We start from the raw sequence: 16,439 nt of genomic DNA, 5'->3' as shown, positions 1-16,439 counted from the left end.
CTCGTCTAGTCGTGTTTGCCGTTGACGGAGTCGACACCGGAGCGCGTACCGGACTCCACGGACGGCGCGATGCCGGTATGGGCGAGCCAGAAGCCGAACAGCGCAATCACGACGGCGACCCACAGGCGGACACCCATGAACTTGATCGCGATCCAGGCAACGGCGCCGAGGACGAGGATCAGGGGCAGGCTGACGGTCACGGGCGATCTCTCCTCTCAGTAGGCAGGGCAGCGGTGCGTACGAGCGGCCAGCTCGGCAGCGGCACGGGTGTCGTAGTCGGCGGAGAAGTCACAGCGCGGCGCGGTGCATACGGCGGTGTGCTTCACCCGACCCCGGTGGTCGTTGGCGGTGCCGACGCGCACCGGGCCGATGCGGATGATGTTGCGGAAGCGGCGGAGCATGAAGGACCCCTTCACAGATGGGAAGCGATGGCGTCGGCCAGCGGCGCCGGGACGCCGAGGCGGGCGCGCAAGGTGTCGGTGTCGATGGGCGATCCAGTACGGGCACGGTGGTCGTCGGCGAGCTTGCGCGCGTGGGTGACGAGCGCGGCAGGAACATGCGGCGCCGTCCGATTCGGCTCAGGCTCCGGGGTGGCGGGTGGTCCCGGGGTTTCCGGCTCGGCCGAGACCGATACGGCTTCGGCGGGTTCGGCCGGAGCCGACGCAGTTTCGGGCGTTGGTGCGGTGTGGGCGAGGAGCGTGCCGCCGAGGAAGGCGACAGCGGGCCATCCGGCGACGAGGATGCGCAGCCAGTCCGGTACGTCGGCGAGGTCGAGCAGTCCGGCAGTGGCGACGTTCGCCCCGAGTGAGGCAGCCAGGGCGATCACGAACCAGCACCAGCCCGCTGCCCTGGACGCCCCCGACCGCAGCCGACGCCAGGCCGCCACGAGCAGCAGGTCAACAGAAACCGGATAGGCCCACGCCTTCCACCCGTCCTGTCCGGCCGCCGAGGCCAGGTCATGGAGGTGGGCGAAAGACAGCGCGGCAGCGATGACCGCTTGCACGAGCACCGCGTCAACCCGCGCGAGGTGAGCGCGCATGGGGAGAAGCTCCTTCCGGTCCAGTCAGTCCTGTGCGGTGAGTTCGTCGGCACGGGCGCGAGCGGCGGCGGCGACCTCAGCGGCCTCGGCGTCATCGGGCCGGGCGGCGGCAATGCGCTCCAACAGGTCTGCTTTGCGGTTCATCAGCTCGGCGCGGCTCCCGCTCCCACGTGTGCGGAAGTTGGCCAGGTCGGCCAGGAGCGCGGAGATCTCGGAGATGGTGGGACGGGACACAGGGACTCCCTTTCGGTTTCAGGCATGGCGGGGGTAGGGACACGGCGCGATGCGGTCGCGCCAGCCGTCAGGCGGGGTGGATTACTCGGCGGCCGGGAGCGGCTTGATCAGCGAGGTTGGAGCGCTCACCGGAACGGCCGGCACGTCCGGCCGGAATGGCTCCAGCGCGGGCATGTCCGGGACGAGCTGGGCATGGTCGCGGCAGACGGCCGCAGCGTCAGCGAGCGAGAGATAGGGGGTGCGGATGCGGGACCAGCCGCCGGAGGTGTCCCCGGCGACCGCGAGGCCGGGCCGTTCGGGGGCGATGGCGCAGGCCGCGCCGACCGCTTCGGGGGCGATGTCGCCGAGCGCCATCTTGGCGGAGGCTTCATCGTTCACACGGTGGCAGACCCGCCCGGTCAACTGCGCCCGCAGCATCGTCGCCCCCTTGCCCAACTCGGCGCCGAACCGCTGTCCGCACACCTCCAGATAGATGCCTGCCGCGCGGCCCAGTTGGGCGAGCCGGATGAGCTGGGTGACCATCTCATCCCGCCGCTCCTCATCCTTCCGCGTAGCGACGAGGAACAGTTCGGCCACCTCGTCCACCACCAGCACCACCGGCACCGGCCGCTCCTCCTCCGGCAGCCCCCAGATGTCAGAGGTGATCTCCTCATCCGGAGTGCTGGGGGCGATGCCCTGCCGGGCCTTGATCAGGTCGTACCGGTCCTCCATCAGCCCAACAAGCACAGGCAGCAGCTCCGCCGCCTGCACAGGATCCATCGCCAGAGCCGAGAGCCGTGGAGCGAACGGCGCCAGCTCGACACCCCGCTTGCAGTCGATCCCCACCAGCGCGACCCGTTGCCGGGCGAGCCCGGCTATCAGATGCCGTAGGAACATCGACTTCCCCGACAACGTGGCGCCCAGCGTCAGTTGGTGCGGGATCGCCCGGTAGTCCCGCACGAACGGCGTCGCGTCCTCCCGCAGCGCCACCGGCACCTTCAGGAACCCGCCGCCGGTCTTGCGAGGCATCCGCACCTTCCGGAGCACATCGAAGCCGATCAGCCGCAGCTCAACCACACCCGGCTTGATCTCCTCCACATACGCGCCGTGAACGCCCCAGGCATGCCGCAGCCGCTCACACGAGGCAGCCACATCGGCCGGTTCCTGCCCCGGCGCCAGCCGCAGCCGCACCCGCAGCCCGGTCGGCGTAGGCCGGATCAGCCCCCGACGCGGAGGCACCGGCCGAACCTCCCGATGCGTGAGCGCCTGCACTGCCCAGGCCCGCAGCCGCGACGGCGGAACGGTCAGCCCGCACGCATCCATCACCGACCCGTACGACCCCAACAGCCGTGCCGTCGAGATGGGCATCCCGACGGTGGACCAGTAGGCGGCCGGGTGCCGGGCCCGGAGGTAGGCGGCCCCGCCGACCGTCGCGGCGACCGGACCACCCACCTCCATCAGCGTCATCACCTCAGCCATCAGGCTCAGACCCCCGCACCGACCGATATGGCGGCCGGGGCGATGGCCTCGGCGCGGAAGGCAATGCCGTGCCGCTGCTGCCCGTTGAACACCGACTCCCAGGGCCGGGCGATCAGCCCGATCAGCGTGACCGGCGCCCCGAGCGCCAGCCCCTCCGTGACTCCGCTCTCGGGCACGGTGACCTGAAGCAGCGAGGACTCCCCGCCGTCGATGTAAACGACGCCGAGTCGCATCAGCGTCTCGCCGCTCTGCGCATCCTTGGCGATCTCGCCAGACTGCCGGTCCTTCACCTTCGGCTCCGGCGCCTCAGTCAGCAGAACCGTGGCGCCAGAGGTCTCAACTCGAATGGAACGCAACTACTTCTCCTCATCTCGCATCCAACCCACCTACTTGTGTAGATGAGTTGCGGTCTTCGAACCCGAACGGGCGGGAACGGGGACCACCATGCCACACAGCTTGCCCACTCGTCTATACGAGTACGTGTCTTCGTGTGTACGAGTCAGAAGAAGCAGCCCGGGGCCACCACGCCCCGGCCATGCGTCAGTTGGCAGGAAGCTGGTAGGCAAGGACGTACGCGTCGGCGGCCATCACGGTGTCGCAGACCTCCACCGCGCGCCCCTCGCTGTCGTAGGCGGTCCGGACCAGATGGATCACCGGCACACCGGAGGCGAGCTGGAGCGTGCGCACCTCAGTGGGCGAGGGCATCCGGGCCCGGATCTCCTCATCGAAGTGGTCCAGGCGGTGCCCCATCTCCTCCAGCCGAGCATAGATGCCACCGGGGCCGGGGTTGGGCTGCGCGATCGGCGTGTTCCGCGCCAGGTCGAGCGGCAGATACGAGGTGGCGAACTCCACCGGCCGCCCATCCAGCAGATACCGGCGCCGCCGGGCCAGCACCTTACGAGGCGACCCGAGCCGGGCCGAGATGTCCGCCGAAGGCCGTTCCTCCTTCACCTCCAGGTTGTCCACCTCGGGACGGCTCCCCGCAGCCTCCGCCTCTACCGTGAAGGCCGCCTTCCCCTGATCCCGATGGCGCCGCGCGAACCGGTCCGACGCCAGCCGCCGCACAGGCGGTCGAGGCCGCACAAACACGCCCTTGCCGTGCTCGGAGAGCACCAGCCCCTCTTGCTGGAGCAGCGACAGAGAGTTGCGGACGGTCATCCGTGAGACACCGAAGTGATCGACCAGCTCAGTCTCCGAGGGCAGCTTGTCGCCCTCCCGGAAGCGGCCCTTGTCGATCGCCTCGCGTAGCGCGTCGGCGATCTGCCGGAACACCGCCCGGTCACTCGTCGGGTCCAATACACCCAGAACGGAAGTCAGGGAAGGCATGTACACATACTCCTTTAGGTATCTAGACGAGCGGCTGACTGGAATTGCTACGGTGGAGAGCCTAGCCAGCCGAGAGGGCCGAGGAACGTGAGCACTGAGCGCCCGCACTCCGTGAGCGTCGCCGGAGTCATCGTCGACGACGCGGGCCGTGCGCTGCTGATCAAGCGACGCGATAACGGTAAGTGGGAACCACCCGGCGGCGTGCTCGAACGCGGGGAAACCATCCCCGACGCGCTTCAGCGCGAAGTCCTCGAAGAGACCGGCATCAAGATCGCGCTTCCCGCGACCCTCACCGGCGTCTACAAGAACATGACCGGCCTGATCGTCTCCCTGGTCTTCCGCTGCGAGGCCATCGACGGCACCCCGACCACCGGAGCCGAGACCCGAGCCCTGCGCTGGGCCACCCGCGAGGAGATCACCGAGCTCGCCGACGAGGCATACGCGATCCGCGTTCTGGACGCGCTCGACAACACCAGCCCGCCGGCCATCCGCGCCCACGACGGCGTACGACTCATCTAGCACGCACCCACGACCCATAGCCCCTACCAGCACGAAGGAACTTGTATGGACGAGTATATGAGTACTCCGCGAGTTTGGGGCCTGATGTGCCCAGGATCCCGAGAAGAAGTCACCCGCGCCCGCCGCTGGACCCGCGACATCCTCAGCAACCACCCCTGCGCAGACGACGCCGAATTGATCGTCAGCGAACTCGGCAGCAACGCCCTCACCCACACCGCCAGCGGCACCGCTTACGGCACCTTCCAGCTCACGCTGTCCCTCTCCCCGCGCACCGTCGCGATCTCCGTGACCGACGAGGGAGGCCACCCAGAAGAAGTCGGCCCTACGGAGGCCGACGCAGACGAGATCCACGGCCGCGGATTAACCATCGTCATGGCACTCGCCCGCCGCCTGGACATCACCGGCAGCCAGCACGGCCGCACCGTCACCGCCCAGCTCGTAGCACCCGAGACAGGAGCCACCACATGCTGAGGCCCCTACTACGCCCCGGCTACTGGTGCGAGTGCTGGAGCCGTTCACCAGCCACAGGACCCCGCTCGGTCCTACTCGCCTCCATCGAAACCGACAGCCCCAGCGAGGCCACCCGATGGATCCGCGTCACCGTGCGCACCATCGCCTCAGCACTCGACCGCGAAACAGCCCACAAGGCATGGGACTGGATTACCTACGGCTACAAAGAAGCCGAAGACACCCTCACCAACGGAAAAGCAGCCACGTTCGCCCTCACCCAGCAAGACACCCACATCGAATGGATCCTCCGGCCGGTCACCTTCCTACCCCTCGCCCACCGCGAAGCCCAACGCCTCCCGGCATGCGCCGAACAGTTCACCTGCCCCACCACACACAAGATCGCCCGACACCAGGCCGACAGCCACTGAGTTATAACCTTCTCTACGGGTTCAAGGCGCCGCGCAAGCGCGGAGCGGCGGCCCGGCGGCGCGGGCCGCCGCTCCTGTCTCCGCCCCGCTCCGGCCCGACCGCCGAGCCGCGCGCCAGCAGCAGGCACCTTGGCTGAGGAGAAGAGGTACGTCGTGGCTGGGGGTCGGCTCCACGGCTTTAGGCCAAGACCGGGAAGTTAGCTGGTGGCGTGGTGTGTCAAGGGCGCGTTGGGTTTGGTTGACGTGGCAACGGAGCCCCTGTCGGACTGTGAGTGTCGAAGTCGCAGTCGGAGGGGGCTCCGTTGTCTGTTCAGTGTGCCACCGCGCCGCGGTCGCGTGGCTGGTCCGGGGTATGGAAGCCCGGTCAGTTGGGGGTGCTGACCCGGTGGGTGCCGCCGGCTCTGGTCGATGAGGTGCTGGCCGCCACCGGACGGTTCGAGAAGCGGGTGCGGATGCTGCCAGCCCGGGTGGTCGTGTACTTCGTACTGGCCATGACCTTGTTCGGTGACTGTGGCTATCGGGGGGTGTGGGCGGCGCTGACCGCCGGGATGCCCGGCCATCTGGCGCCTGACCCGTCGGCGGCGGCACTGCGGCAGGCCCGCCGTCGTCTGGGAACCGCGCCGTTGGCGTTGTTGTTCAACCGAGTGTGCGGACCGGTAGGCACCAAAGAGACGCCGGGAGTCTTCTGGCATGGACTGCGGGTGGTGGCCTGGGACGGCACGAGTGTGGAGGTGGCCGACAGTTCGGCGAACGTGGCGCACTACGGACGCCATGCGAAGGCGACCAGCCACCCGGCCGGCTATCCCCAGGTGCGGCTGACAGCCCTGGTCGAATGCGGCACACGCGCGCTGATCGGGGCCGTCTTCGGGCCCATGCACGACAAGGAAGTACCGCAGGCCCGCCGTCTGCTGCCCGCTCTCCGTCCGGGGATACTGCTCCTGGCCGATCGCGGATACGACGGCTACCAAGCCATCCGGGACGCGGCCTCCACAGGAGCTGACCTGCTGTGGCGGGTCCAGTCCGGACGCCTGCTGCCGGTGATCCAGCCCTTATCGGACGGCAGCCACCTCTCCCAGATCCTCGACCGTCGTTCCGGCGACCGCCTGGCCGCCTGGCAGCGCCGCAAGCGCCCGACACCGCCGCCTGAACTCACCGCCATGGCCGTGCGTGTCATCCGCTACCAGGTCACCGTCACCACCGCCGACGGCCGACAGCACACGAGCACAGTCCGGCTCATCACCACCCTCCTCGACCCCGGCCGCCACCCCGCGGCCGAACTGGCCGAGCTCTACCACCAGCGGTGGGAGATCGAGACCGCCTACTACGGACTGAAAGTCACCCTCCGCGGACCCGACCGCGTCCTGCGCTCACACACCGTCCAAGGTGTTGAGCAGGAGATCTATGCCCTGCTGACCGTCTTCCAGCTCACCCGCACCGCGATCCACGACACTGCCCACATCGCCGGTCTCGACCCCGACCGCCTCTCCTTCGCCATCGCCGTGCGCACCGCACGCCACACGGTGATCACCGCCGCCGTCCCCGCCCCCACCACTTCAGTCACCACGGCCCTGGCCATCCTGCTGCATCCCCGCAACCTCACCGACCGGCGCAGACGCTCCCGGGTCAGCCCCCGCTGCGTGAAACGCACCCTCTCGCCCTACGCCTACAACAAGACAGCAGGCAGCGTTGGTCGCAAGGCACCCGCCACAACCACCATCACTCTCACACCACAGCCCGACCCAACAGACATGGCCAGCCCCTAACTTCCCGGTCTTGGTCTTTAGGCAGCCAACTTGGGGCGAGCCTCCAAGATCAGGGGCTCACTTCGGGCTATCGCGGGCAGGTCAGGAGACTGCCCGAGTCGCGCAATGCTTACGAGCCCCTGATCTCTCGCCCCAAGCCAGCTCCAGCCCAAAGCCGCTCCACCTTCCGGAGCGTCAAACCAAGTTCTCCATCTGCTCAAGCTCGAAGGTGGGAGCTGCGCGCAGAATTGCAATTACTTGTCGAGGACTACTACCCGTCTTGGCGGTCTCAGGTTGCCTTGTCTTACGGGAAACGATCTTACCGCCAGAAAATTCCAGTACTTGGATCCCCTGTTTAAGTCTGGACCCAGAGAACTGGCTTAGGTCGAGCATATAGACCTCTGACCTCTGACCTGCCGCATGGGCATCCGAGACTCCCGCGTCGATCAAGTGGATCATGCGGACGTCCAGTAGCTCCGTGATCACGTTATAGTGATTCGGATTATCTTCCTTATCTCTATACCCGATCAGGAAATAAGTGAATCCCGTTTCTTCCAGGCAGAAGTTTCGGAGGATATTTAGACCAGCGATTGTTCGCGTAGCAGTATCGACGTTGGACGCCATATCCTCTTCGAGCTCTTGCAGTTTTACTTGTGCTGCATCTCCCGCAGCTTGGGTTACGTCCTGCACCCCCACAAGCCTTGCGTTCTGACGTCGCTGTGCCTTCATGATCGAGCTCCCAGCCAGAATCAGAAAGTCTCGCGGCACAGCACCAGAAGCCAAGACCAAGCGGTCAAGAGCAGATGAGTGGAATAGACGAGTCAGCGAATTTACACCGACATGCTTCCCGTACTGAACAAGAATACTCTCCAAGAACTTCTTTGCCCGTTGGGGGTCTTGTAGCGTGACATCGAGGTCCAACAAATCTGCGTCATGCATTGTCTGCAGACCGAGGGGTGGGGAGGACTGAAACCAGCGCGTCAGGTGGCGAATAGACGCGATCTTCAGCCACGCATTACAATCCCTCACAGCACCATGAAGCATGTCAAGGATCCTCGGTTGATCATTTCTCGGGAGATAGTAAAAGTCATCAATAAAGATGAACATCTCCACGCCGCTTGTTTCGAGAAACCTCTTCATGGCTCGCTGCGCCATCGGAACGAGCCTGTGTACGGAGTCACCCTCAGCTGTCCCCTTTGAGGCCAGCTGCCTACGGACCTCTTCGTAGAGTTCCACCGCCATCACAGAAACAGTAGATTCTGGCTTGATCTGCTGCTGTTTCGTCACAATTGCCCCTGAAATTTCTTCAAGGACGTAAAGGAATACACGATCCGGGTTCTCGCTCCGCAACGTCTGCATGTTGACCCAGCAAGAAATTGCACCGCCGTCCGTCAGCTTTCGCTTAGCCTCAACGAGAAGCGCTGATTTTCCCGCTCCGCGTCGACCAAAGATAAGGTGATGACGAGGAGCTGTAACGGAAGCAAGATTGAACTCCGCATCCCGCACATATGACAGGCTTGGCTGAGCTTCCGAGACTCGTGAGCGCGCACTGATTAGGCGCTGGAGATCCGTAGCGCGGGAATCATGGACACCACCTGTTAGGGGGACCGAGGAGGCATCCACAAGCTCCCTAGGCGCTTTCCTCACAATGATGAATGCGCGATTACCGGGAGAGGAAACCTCATCGTCAAGGTCATTCCCAATTTCCGCAGCATTCACAAATTCCGCTTCGTCTACCTGAACGATATAGTTTGTCTCTTCAGGGTAAGCGCGAACCGAGACATCAAGAACACGAACACCACGTCGCTGGAATTCTTCCCGAATGAAGTTCGAGACATCCGCCCCAGAGCCGGTCACGGCGTGCCACACCCTTTCTGCTTCAAATAGGTATCCGCTAAGCTCAAGAGGCTAGGCGCCTTGACTTGCAAGTCCTTTGCCACTCGCCGCCAGCTGTGCGTATCCGTGGGATATGGATCGTAGTCAGCTTCGTTTCTACGTGATCGTGCATCTTTCAACTGGTTCTGCCATACGGCGCTATCGGCGAAGTCTCCGGGTATCGCCTTGGGCAGCTTGGAGTGAGACTCGTGATCGTCCCCTCCATGATAGAAATACGCGACTGCACGGGCAGCGTGATACATGGCGTAGTAATAGCGACTAACCGCGCTTCGATAGAGAGCAGGTCGCGCCTTCATCAATTTATCACCAGCAATCAGAAAATTCTTGGCAAGTTCTATACGATCAAGACATGCCTGTTGCTGGAGGTCGGTAATCGAGCGAGCAGTTGAATGCGTGAGATGCACTCCCTCTGCATAGAGGGTGAGAGTGTTCTTGTCCGCTTTGCTTACTCGTAACAGAGCTAATTCACGTGTCTGCGTGTGACACTTAGGCGTCCGGTTACCTCTGCTGCTCTTACCCACAGCCACTACCGTAGCGCTTCTCCCAGCTCGTGGCTCCCCCTTATGCTGCCCAAGGTGCGCGCCACAGTGCCTCAACTCGCTGTGACACGGGCGTGCAGGCGCGGGCGGGTACTGGGCCCGCCCGCGCCCCTGACCTAGCTAGTCTCGACGTACTGTTCTTCGTGGCCCCAGCTCACGGTCCGTACACAACCGTGGCGCCCGGTCCAGGACTTGGCAGCCAGGCACACGCTGCGTCAGTGGCGACGTGGCAGTGGCCTGCGCCAGACCGCGTAAAGCCCCCCGAGTGCCGAGCTGAGGACGACCACGTCCTCGGCCGTGGCAGCTCCACTCAAGATGAGCATCACGCCAAGGACCAAGGTTGCAACGAAGGCTGCCAGGTCATTACCTCGTTGCGTAGGCTGGTTGGACAGAGTTCCTCCTAGGAGCTGGTGATGTGGTGGAGGGCGGCAGGTGCTTGCCGGCGTAGCCGCCCTCCCGTCGAGTCGGTGACTCGACGCGGAACCATTCTCGGCACGATCTGCGGGCTGACACGGAGGTGCTGATGACGTCTCAATCCGACTGTCAACGCGCGTACGTGCGCATCTACGTGCAGTCGGACCAAGGCGTCATGCGTGATTGGGGGACGGGACCTGTGGGCGGTACCACGCAGAATCAGGAAAAAGCTAGTAAGAGGGCTGACGGGCTCAGAGCTCTCGTTCGCGAGAGAGGACTGTTAGATGTCCTGTCTGCTACAGAGCAGTTGTGGTCAACCGGACTTAGCCCCCGCACTATCCGCATTCGCGAGACTTATGTTCGCAATAGGGAAATGGCGGAGAACCCCTTCGACGCGGACCCTTGGGGGGTTCCGATGGTGCGGTTCAGTACGCCGGTTGATGAGCGCAGGCGTCCAGTAAGAGAGGTGCTGCCACCACTGGCTCGACTTCTGAAATCCCAAGGTGTAGCGATGCAGTTCCATTTGACTGCACTATTTGTCGCACATTGCCAAGCGAAGCCGGGTCGCACGTGGAACAATACTATCCCCCTAAACAGGGATGGTTCATCCGAACTAAGCTGGCTCGACCTTATGTCGGTCCCCACTACGCCAAAAGCAATAGCGACCCAATCCTCAACTACCTACACAAGAAATAAGTTGCGCCAATTCCGGTCCGCCCTAAAGCTGCTAGCAGACGAAGATTTGATGGATATGCGAAAATCGGGGAGGGGGCGCAGTTATGCGGATTTCAGCCTCCTCTCGGAAGACGCAAGTAGCTCGGGTGCAGGGGGCGTAGAGTACCGAGTTCCCCAAGAAGGGGAAGTTCCTCTTGGGCTCCCTATCGAATTCTTCCTGCAAGGCTGGACTCACGTACTTACAAAGAGTGAAATCGCAGCTTATCTGATGTGGCGACAGCTTGGTGCGGCCTCTTCGTACGTAATGGCTAGTTGGCAGGAGCGCGCAGGACTCTTTGGTTTTTCACGTGAGGTCTATGACACCCACCAAGCGCTTGAAGCCTTTGGACTTATTAGGGTGGTTAAGCCAAGAGAACGTCGCGATGACGGCACTTGGCGAGGATATTCGAACGCCAGTCAACTTTATTCGCACAGAGTCCATGTCTTGCCCCAAGGGCTCTGGAGGCGCGCAGATATGGCCGTCGAAAAGGCACTTCGCAAGGCTGCAGCCCTCGGCAAATGGTCTAAGCCTCTGGATACGTAGTCCTTTTGACCCAGAGTCCCGTAGACCCACGGGCAGCCTATCTGTGCCAGCTCCGAAGTCAGTTGCGCAGGGGCACTTGGCATCTTGAGAAACGGGACTCTGGAAGATCGTGTTGCAGAGGTTCGCGGGGAGCAGTACAGGCAACAAAGCAGCGGCCCGCGCGAGAACGCACCAGATGCGCACCAGATGCAGCGGTTAGCCATGGTCAACACGGGTCACGACGACACTGTGGCGAGCGAGGGCATAGCGGCTTCATGCAGGCCAGCGGTCCACTGGCTCTATCTGCACGGTGATTCCCAAGCTCAGAGCGCGGGTTCGATTCCCGTCACCCGCTCCAGCACAAAGCCCCAGGCCAGCGGCCCGGGGCTTCTTCGTTGTCTGACTCTCTCCACACCTCCGGTGCCCGTTGTGTGCCCTATGCGAAGCCTTCAGCGGACTGCGTGGTCGAGGGCTATCGTGGCAGCAGAGTCGGCCGAGAAGGAGAGCCGCGATGAGCGCTGCCCGTGACTACAGCGATCTGTACGACATCATCGAGCGACTTGAGCCCGAACAGGTCGAAGAGCTGCGTCGGCACGCCCTGCGCTTGGTGAAGACGCCACCACCGAGCCGTTTCCGGGTCCTGCGAAGCTTCGACGGACCGTCGGACGACCTCGGCGCCCGCGCCAAGGACATCGCTCGCGAGGAACTCGGCGAGGCCGATGCTGATCGTTGACACAGGCCCGATCGTCGCCCTGCTGAACCGGAACGACCCCGACCACGAGAGCTGTGCCGAGCTGCTGGAGTCCCACGACGGTGAGCTACTGATCACGCCGCATGTGCTCACCGAAGCCTGCTACCTGCTCGCCAAGTACGTCAGCCCCGACGCAGAGATCAACCTCATCGAGGCCGTTGCCGCAGAGGACCTCGTCCAAGTACCCACCGCCCGGGAAGATCTCTCCCGCATGGCCGAACTCATGCAGCAGTACCGCGGGTTCCCTCTTGGTGTTGCCGATGCCTCGGTGGTCGCCCTTGCGGAGCGCCTCAAGGCGCCCAGGGTCGCCACCCTGGATCATCGCCACTTCCATGCCATCAAGCCCCTCCACGTGCCGGCGCTGACACTCCTGCCATGAGGCGCGCCGTGCATGCCAGAACGGGCGGAGAGCCGCAGTCAACAGCGGCCACTCAGATGCCAGCGCAATGTCGGTCGCAGAAGAATTTCCGCAGGTCCCGGCCGTAGGACCGTCCTAACGGAACGGTGATTCCCAAGCTCAGGGCGCGGGTTCGATTCCCGTCACCCGCTCCAGCACAAAGCCCCAGGCCAGCGGCCCGGGGCTTCTTCGTTGCCTGGGACCGCTGGCGTCTCCGTCAGCCTGCGACGGCGGGCCGAGATCCGACGCAACGCGATCACACTCGGGCCAAAGCGATCGAGACGGGTCGGGTGTTCTCCGCCCAGCTGCCGTCTTTCGTCGAGCACCTCGGCCGCGCGGTCGAACAAGCCGCTGCCCAGAGCACCATCTCTCCGCTGCGTACCTTCTTGCAGTGGTGGGGCGAGTTCGTCGCCATCCAGCGCTACCCGGGCCGCGCCGCACGCCTGCGCGAACTGGAAGGCGAAGCGGAACAGGCCACCGACCGCCAGGCCGTGCGCTCCGCGCTTGCCGAGATGCGACAGATCACAGAGCTGGCACACCACGAGATCTACGCGTGAGCGACAACTAGACCTGGGACTACGACCCCGATGCCGAGCACGTCGTAGGCGGCCTGCCACATGAAGTCGTGGCTGAGGTTGAGCGCTTGGCCGAGCAACTGATGGTTCTGGGCCGCGACGCGGTCGACGTCGGGCGCGGAAACCCGCACGGCGGAGGTCTGCGGACACAGGACATCTTCGGAGGACGGGGCTTCTTCATGTTCATGGCCCTGGAGCGACTCGAACTTGTTGTAATCACCCGCGTCACATGGCTCGGCTGATCAGCGACTACGGCACCAGGCTGCATGCGATCAGCGCGACCTCACGGTCAGCTCGTGGCCAGCCGTTGAAGCGGCGCTCCGGGTGGCCGTGCCCGAGTTGGCCACCGAAGGTGAAGGTGTACGCCCGACTGCCGACGACCGGCTCGGCAACACCCTGGACGTAACGGCACGCATGGTGATCGATCAGCAGCTCGACCGTGGCCCAGGCTGGAAGGCAGGGAGTCGCCGCCGGTCCCACCGATGCGGATCACGATGTGGAAGTGGACGGCGCCGCGCTCTTGCTGCTCGGCGATCTTGAAGAAGGACAGCCGGACTGATCGTGGAAGGCGAGTTCTGACAGTCGGGGCCGCCGTACAGTTCATGCCAGCGTCCCGCCTGTCAGTCCGAAGGCCCACCCTCAGCTGGACTCCCTGGACTCATGCGCTGTGTCGCGGAAGCAGTCGGAGACGACTGTCACCTCGATCAATGACGTTTTGTCAGGATGCTTGCGCTGATCGAGCAGTCGGATGTCTGCGGAGAAGTGGTCCCGAGAGAAGTTCGCGACGATCTGCGGCGTCTTCGCGGGACTTCCATCGGGCCCGTCCTTGATGATCTTCCAGTCGTGTTTGGGAAGCTCCGTACGAAGCCGCTCAAAACCACGGGACAAATCATCGAAAGGTACATCATAGACGCTCCAGGGATGGTGCATGCGCTGCACTCCCGCGTCATCAGCGTATTTAGAGCACGGTAGCGTGCCCGGACCCGGCTCGGTGACCTTCGCCTTCCTCAAGCCAATGATGTCCAGAATAGTGCTGGACATTTTCTCCGTCTTCTTCTCCATACTGCCGACATCACGAACATCCACTTTATCCGCAGCCTTTTTATCGCCCACCTGGGAACACCCCGCAATAAACGTGAGGATCGGAATCACGAAGAGCGCCGACCAAACTTTCCCAGAAGTCAATTTAATCATATTGAACCCTGTCGTAGCTGCCAGTGATCACCGCAGCCTGATTCCGCAGCGCAATGGTTTCATCGTCCCAGTAGTCACCGTGACCCTCGACACCTGATTTCACTAGATGGGCGCCGAACTCGGGGTCGGTGGGAATGTTCCCGTCACCGCCGAGCCCGACCTTCCGCCCCCCTTCCCGGACCCACCAGTCGTCTCCCCCAACACCGCCGGCCTTCATGGCCCAGACGTGTTCGCTCCCGATGCCGAGGTCGGACGCGTGCCCCACCTGCATGCCCGGGCTGCCCGCCGCGAAGATGTCGCCAACGGGCAAGGCACCGCCATGAGGGTCGTAGGAGGTATGGGACTTGGTGGCATCACCGATGACTGTGCTGCCGTAACTGTGACCGATGAGGGTCGTATGGCCATGGTCGCCGGTCGCCGCCTCATGCGCCGCCCGGTTGCCGTCGAGGAACTGACGGAGATGGGGCGCCGCAGCAGCCGCGTATTTGTCGTGCCGTGCGTCCGAAATGGCGTCCGGGGCATCGTACCCCAACCAGGTGATTGTGGAGACCTTGGAGTTGGGATCCAGTTTATTGCTCTCCATCCAGAGTCTTTCCCCACGGTCGAGATCGCCACCGATACTGCCGATGTGCGTCTTGGTGCCCGGCACATACACCGCCGTGTGATCGGCGGTGTCCGGGTTTCCGGTGGCCATGATGACGCGGCCGTCGTTCTTCTCCGGGTCGAATCCGAGTAGATACGCCTCCGGTATGTGCTTCTTTCCGCCAGTCTCATCAAAACGTTTCTGGATGGCCTCCATGCCATCCAGAGCAGCGTTCAGATGGTCCCTGCGGTCGTTGTACTTGTAGTACCATTTCGCGTATTCGTCGGTGAAGACCTGGACCGGATAACCTCCGCTGCCGGGAATCGTCTTGTATTTGACCAGAGGTTCCTCGGGGATAGCCTTCAGCTCCTCCTGGTATTTGGCATGCATCACGTCCAGGTGAGTGCGGTTGGCCTCGTCGCGGGCGGCGGCGGGCAACCCGTTCATGCCGCCCACAGCCTTCGAGTGAAGTGCGATATAGGCGTCCTTCTCGTCCTGGGACAGGCCTTTCCACCATTCGGCGTTTTCCTTCGGGCTGCCATCCCCCGGCGGGCGCTTGATGTGATCCAGGTAGTCCTTGGCACCCGACCTGACCCCGACGGTGTCCTTGTCCGTGTCGATCCAGTCCTTGTCAGAGACGTTCAGATCATCGTCGGCCTTCAAGTTACGCAGCTTCGGCGCCCAGCGCTCGTCGGCCTCGGTCGCTTCCTGGACAGCCTGGGCGATCCGGTCGGCGTATTCGATCGCCCGGCTGAAGTACGGGTTCGGGTGCTGGTTCCCGGCTTGCCGGTCCAGGGCGTCAGCGATGTCATTGGCGTCGTTGCCCGGGTCTATGGGGGCACCGGACTCGTGTGCCCTGGCGCTGCCGGTGACCTTGCCGCCCTTGGGGGTCTTGCCGTCGACCTTGTCGCCACCAGGCGGATAGCTCACCGAGCCGTCCGCGTTCACCGTCAGCTTTTCCGCCTGGGCGTCCTCGATTGCCGCGTCCAGCTTCTTCTTCGCCGCTCGCAGATCGAAAGCCAGAGCGTTCAGAGCGGTGCTGACCAGGCCGCACTCGACCTCCACGTAGTGGAAGTTCTCCGAGAGGTTCCGTAACTGGTTGTACGCCGCCGTCGCGGCCTCACCCTCCAGGGACTCACGCATCTGGGCGGCGATCCGGCGCTCCAGCGCCTGCCTTGCCCGGCCAGCCATGTCGCTGGTCGTTTGGTAGCCGTCAGCCGTGCCCTCGAACTCGCTGGGCTTGAGGCCCTTCAGCGTCGCGTAGTCCACCGTTCAGGTCACCGGCCCTTGTCCTGGCCGCTGGCCCTGGTGGTTGTTACATTCTCCACGTTGCTCAGCAAGGCGAGCAGTCCGCTCTCGGTGTGCCGCGTCCTCTGGCCCGACTTCACTCCGCCGGATTCACCCGCGCCCCTCGGCTTCCCGATCACGCCGCCGAGTTGGCTACCTGTGATGCCAACCATGCCTTCCCCCCGTGCACATTCGTATCCGCACTGTGCTGACGCCACACTACAAAATGAGGGAAGACACGGGCGCCTTCGTGAGCGTTTACCTCGTGCCCGTTCCGTGTCAGAAAGCTGTTACGCGCGTCCGGCGGTCGCGTTCATTTCCCCGTGCTCTGATCCGTACTGTCGATGTTCTCGGCAGTCCCCGTCAGGCA

At 63.8% G+C, this 16,439-nt stretch carries 20 protein-coding genes; 8 read left to right on the top strand and 12 right to left on the bottom strand.

The annotated features are described in order from the left end of the window. Positions 1-5: 5 nt before the first annotated feature. The 7 genes from AB0E24_RS13675 to AB0E24_RS13645 all read right to left on the bottom strand — a co-directional run bounded on the left by AB0E24_RS13675 (position 6) and on the right by AB0E24_RS13645 (position 4,057). Positions 6-200, bottom strand: coding sequence for a hypothetical protein (locus AB0E24_RS13675; RefSeq protein ID WP_359376818.1), 195 nt, complete (start codon positions 198-200; stop codon positions 6-8). Between the two features lie 15 nt (positions 201-215). Next, entirely contained in the window at positions 216-401 is a 186-nt protein-coding gene (locus AB0E24_RS13670; RefSeq protein WP_359376815.1) for a mobile element transfer protein, read from the bottom strand. Between the two features lie 11 nt (positions 402-412). After that, entirely contained in the window at positions 413-1,039 is a 627-nt protein-coding gene (locus tag AB0E24_RS13665; RefSeq protein ID WP_359376812.1) for a DUF2637 domain-containing protein, read from the bottom strand. 24 nt (positions 1,040-1,063) lie between these two features. Next, a complete protein-coding gene (locus tag AB0E24_RS13660) occupies positions 1,064-1,273 on the bottom strand; it encodes a hypothetical protein (RefSeq protein WP_359376809.1) in 210 nt (69 codons plus the stop codon). 81 nt (positions 1,274-1,354) lie between these two features. After that, the gene (locus tag AB0E24_RS13655; protein ID WP_359376806.1) at positions 1,355-2,731 is read right to left on the bottom strand and encodes an FtsK/SpoIIIE domain-containing protein; all 1,377 of its coding nucleotides are present in this window, start codon (positions 2,729-2,731) and stop codon (positions 1,355-1,357) included. A gap of 5 nt (positions 2,732-2,736) precedes the next feature. Beyond that, positions 2,737-3,087, bottom strand: a complete 351-nt coding sequence (locus AB0E24_RS13650; RefSeq protein WP_359376803.1) for an SCO3933 family regulatory protein — start codon at positions 3,085-3,087, stop codon at positions 2,737-2,739. A 184-nt stretch (positions 3,088-3,271) separates the two neighbouring features. After that, positions 3,272-4,057 (bottom strand): GntR family transcriptional regulator, encoded by a 786-nt coding sequence (locus AB0E24_RS13645; RefSeq protein WP_359376800.1) that lies wholly within the window; start codon positions 4,055-4,057, stop codon positions 3,272-3,274. Positions 4,058-4,168: 111 nt separating this feature from the next. On the opposite strand from AB0E24_RS13645, the gene AB0E24_RS13640 reads away from it, so the two are divergent. The 4 genes from AB0E24_RS13640 (at position 4,169) to AB0E24_RS13625 (ending at position 7,217) form a co-directional block, all read left to right on the top strand. Beyond that, complete coding sequence (locus AB0E24_RS13640) at positions 4,169-4,576, top strand: NUDIX hydrolase (protein ID WP_359377039.1); 408 nt, start codon at positions 4,169-4,171, stop codon at positions 4,574-4,576. Between the two features lie 57 nt (positions 4,577-4,633). Then, positions 4,634-5,047 (top strand): ATP-binding protein, encoded by a 414-nt coding sequence (locus AB0E24_RS13635; protein ID WP_359376797.1) that lies wholly within the window; start codon positions 4,634-4,636, stop codon positions 5,045-5,047. Positions 5,048-5,178: 131 nt separating this feature from the next. Beyond that, positions 5,179-5,454: a hypothetical protein gene (locus AB0E24_RS13630; protein ID WP_359376794.1), complete on the top strand. Its 276-nt coding sequence runs from the start codon at positions 5,179-5,181 to the stop codon at positions 5,452-5,454. Positions 5,455-5,756: 302 nt separating this feature from the next. Beyond that, on the top strand, positions 5,757-7,217 hold the full coding sequence (locus AB0E24_RS13625) for an IS4 family transposase (protein WP_359376791.1): 1,461 nt from the start codon (positions 5,757-5,759) through the stop codon (positions 7,215-7,217). A gap of 174 nt (positions 7,218-7,391) precedes the next feature. On the opposite strand, the gene AB0E24_RS13620 is transcribed toward AB0E24_RS13625, so the two are convergent. After that, positions 7,392-9,053, bottom strand: a complete 1,662-nt coding sequence (locus AB0E24_RS13620) for a hypothetical protein (RefSeq protein ID WP_359376788.1) — start codon at positions 9,051-9,053, stop codon at positions 7,392-7,394. Continuing rightward, positions 9,050-9,496: a HEPN domain-containing protein gene (locus AB0E24_RS13615; RefSeq protein ID WP_359376785.1), complete on the bottom strand. Its 447-nt coding sequence runs from the start codon at positions 9,494-9,496 to the stop codon at positions 9,050-9,052. The genes AB0E24_RS13620 and AB0E24_RS13615 overlap by 4 nt, the downstream gene beginning before the upstream one ends. Before the next feature lie 2,297 nt (positions 9,497-11,793). Here AB0E24_RS13615 and AB0E24_RS13610 point away from each other — a divergent pair. The 4 genes from AB0E24_RS13610 to AB0E24_RS13595 all read left to right on the top strand — a co-directional run bounded on the left by AB0E24_RS13610 (position 11,794) and on the right by AB0E24_RS13595 (position 13,247). Then, the gene (locus tag AB0E24_RS13610; protein WP_359376782.1) at positions 11,794-12,015 is read left to right on the top strand and encodes a hypothetical protein; all 222 of its coding nucleotides are present in this window, start codon (positions 11,794-11,796) and stop codon (positions 12,013-12,015) included. Then, complete coding sequence (locus AB0E24_RS13605; protein WP_359376779.1) at positions 12,002-12,412, top strand: type II toxin-antitoxin system VapC family toxin; 411 nt, start codon at positions 12,002-12,004, stop codon at positions 12,410-12,412. The genes AB0E24_RS13610 and AB0E24_RS13605 overlap by 14 nt, the downstream gene beginning before the upstream one ends. Before the next feature lie 308 nt (positions 12,413-12,720). After that, the gene (locus AB0E24_RS13600; protein ID WP_359376776.1) at positions 12,721-12,987 is read left to right on the top strand and encodes a hypothetical protein; all 267 of its coding nucleotides are present in this window, start codon (positions 12,721-12,723) and stop codon (positions 12,985-12,987) included. Positions 12,988-13,073: 86 nt separating this feature from the next. Then, entirely contained in the window at positions 13,074-13,247 is a 174-nt protein-coding gene (locus AB0E24_RS13595) for a hypothetical protein (RefSeq protein WP_331717395.1), read from the top strand. A 47-nt stretch (positions 13,248-13,294) separates the two neighbouring features. Here the strand turns inward: AB0E24_RS13595 and AB0E24_RS13590 are convergent, their stop codons facing one another. The 3 genes from AB0E24_RS13590 to AB0E24_RS13580 are packed head-to-tail and all read right to left on the bottom strand — an operon-like array spanning position 13,295 to position 16,051. Then, positions 13,295-13,609 carry a replication initiator gene (locus AB0E24_RS13590; protein ID WP_359376772.1) on the bottom strand — a complete coding sequence of 105 codons (315 nt, stop codon included), beginning with the start codon at positions 13,607-13,609 and terminating at the stop codon, positions 13,295-13,297. 35 nt (positions 13,610-13,644) lie between these two features. Next, the gene (locus tag AB0E24_RS13585; protein ID WP_146055594.1) at positions 13,645-14,199 is read right to left on the bottom strand and encodes a hypothetical protein; all 555 of its coding nucleotides are present in this window, start codon (positions 14,197-14,199) and stop codon (positions 13,645-13,647) included. Beyond that, positions 14,192-16,051, bottom strand: a complete 1,860-nt coding sequence (locus AB0E24_RS13580) for an alpha/beta hydrolase (protein ID WP_359376768.1) — start codon at positions 16,049-16,051, stop codon at positions 14,192-14,194. The genes AB0E24_RS13585 and AB0E24_RS13580 overlap by 8 nt, the downstream gene beginning before the upstream one ends. Between the last annotated feature and the right edge of the window lie 388 nt (positions 16,052-16,439).

It is taken from the genome of Streptomyces malaysiensis subsp. malaysiensis (assembly GCF_040653035.1).
GTDB lineage: Bacteria > Actinomycetota > Actinomycetes > Streptomycetales > Streptomycetaceae > Streptomyces > Streptomyces malaysiensis.
This window is presented reverse-complemented; position numbering and strand designations above follow the sequence as displayed.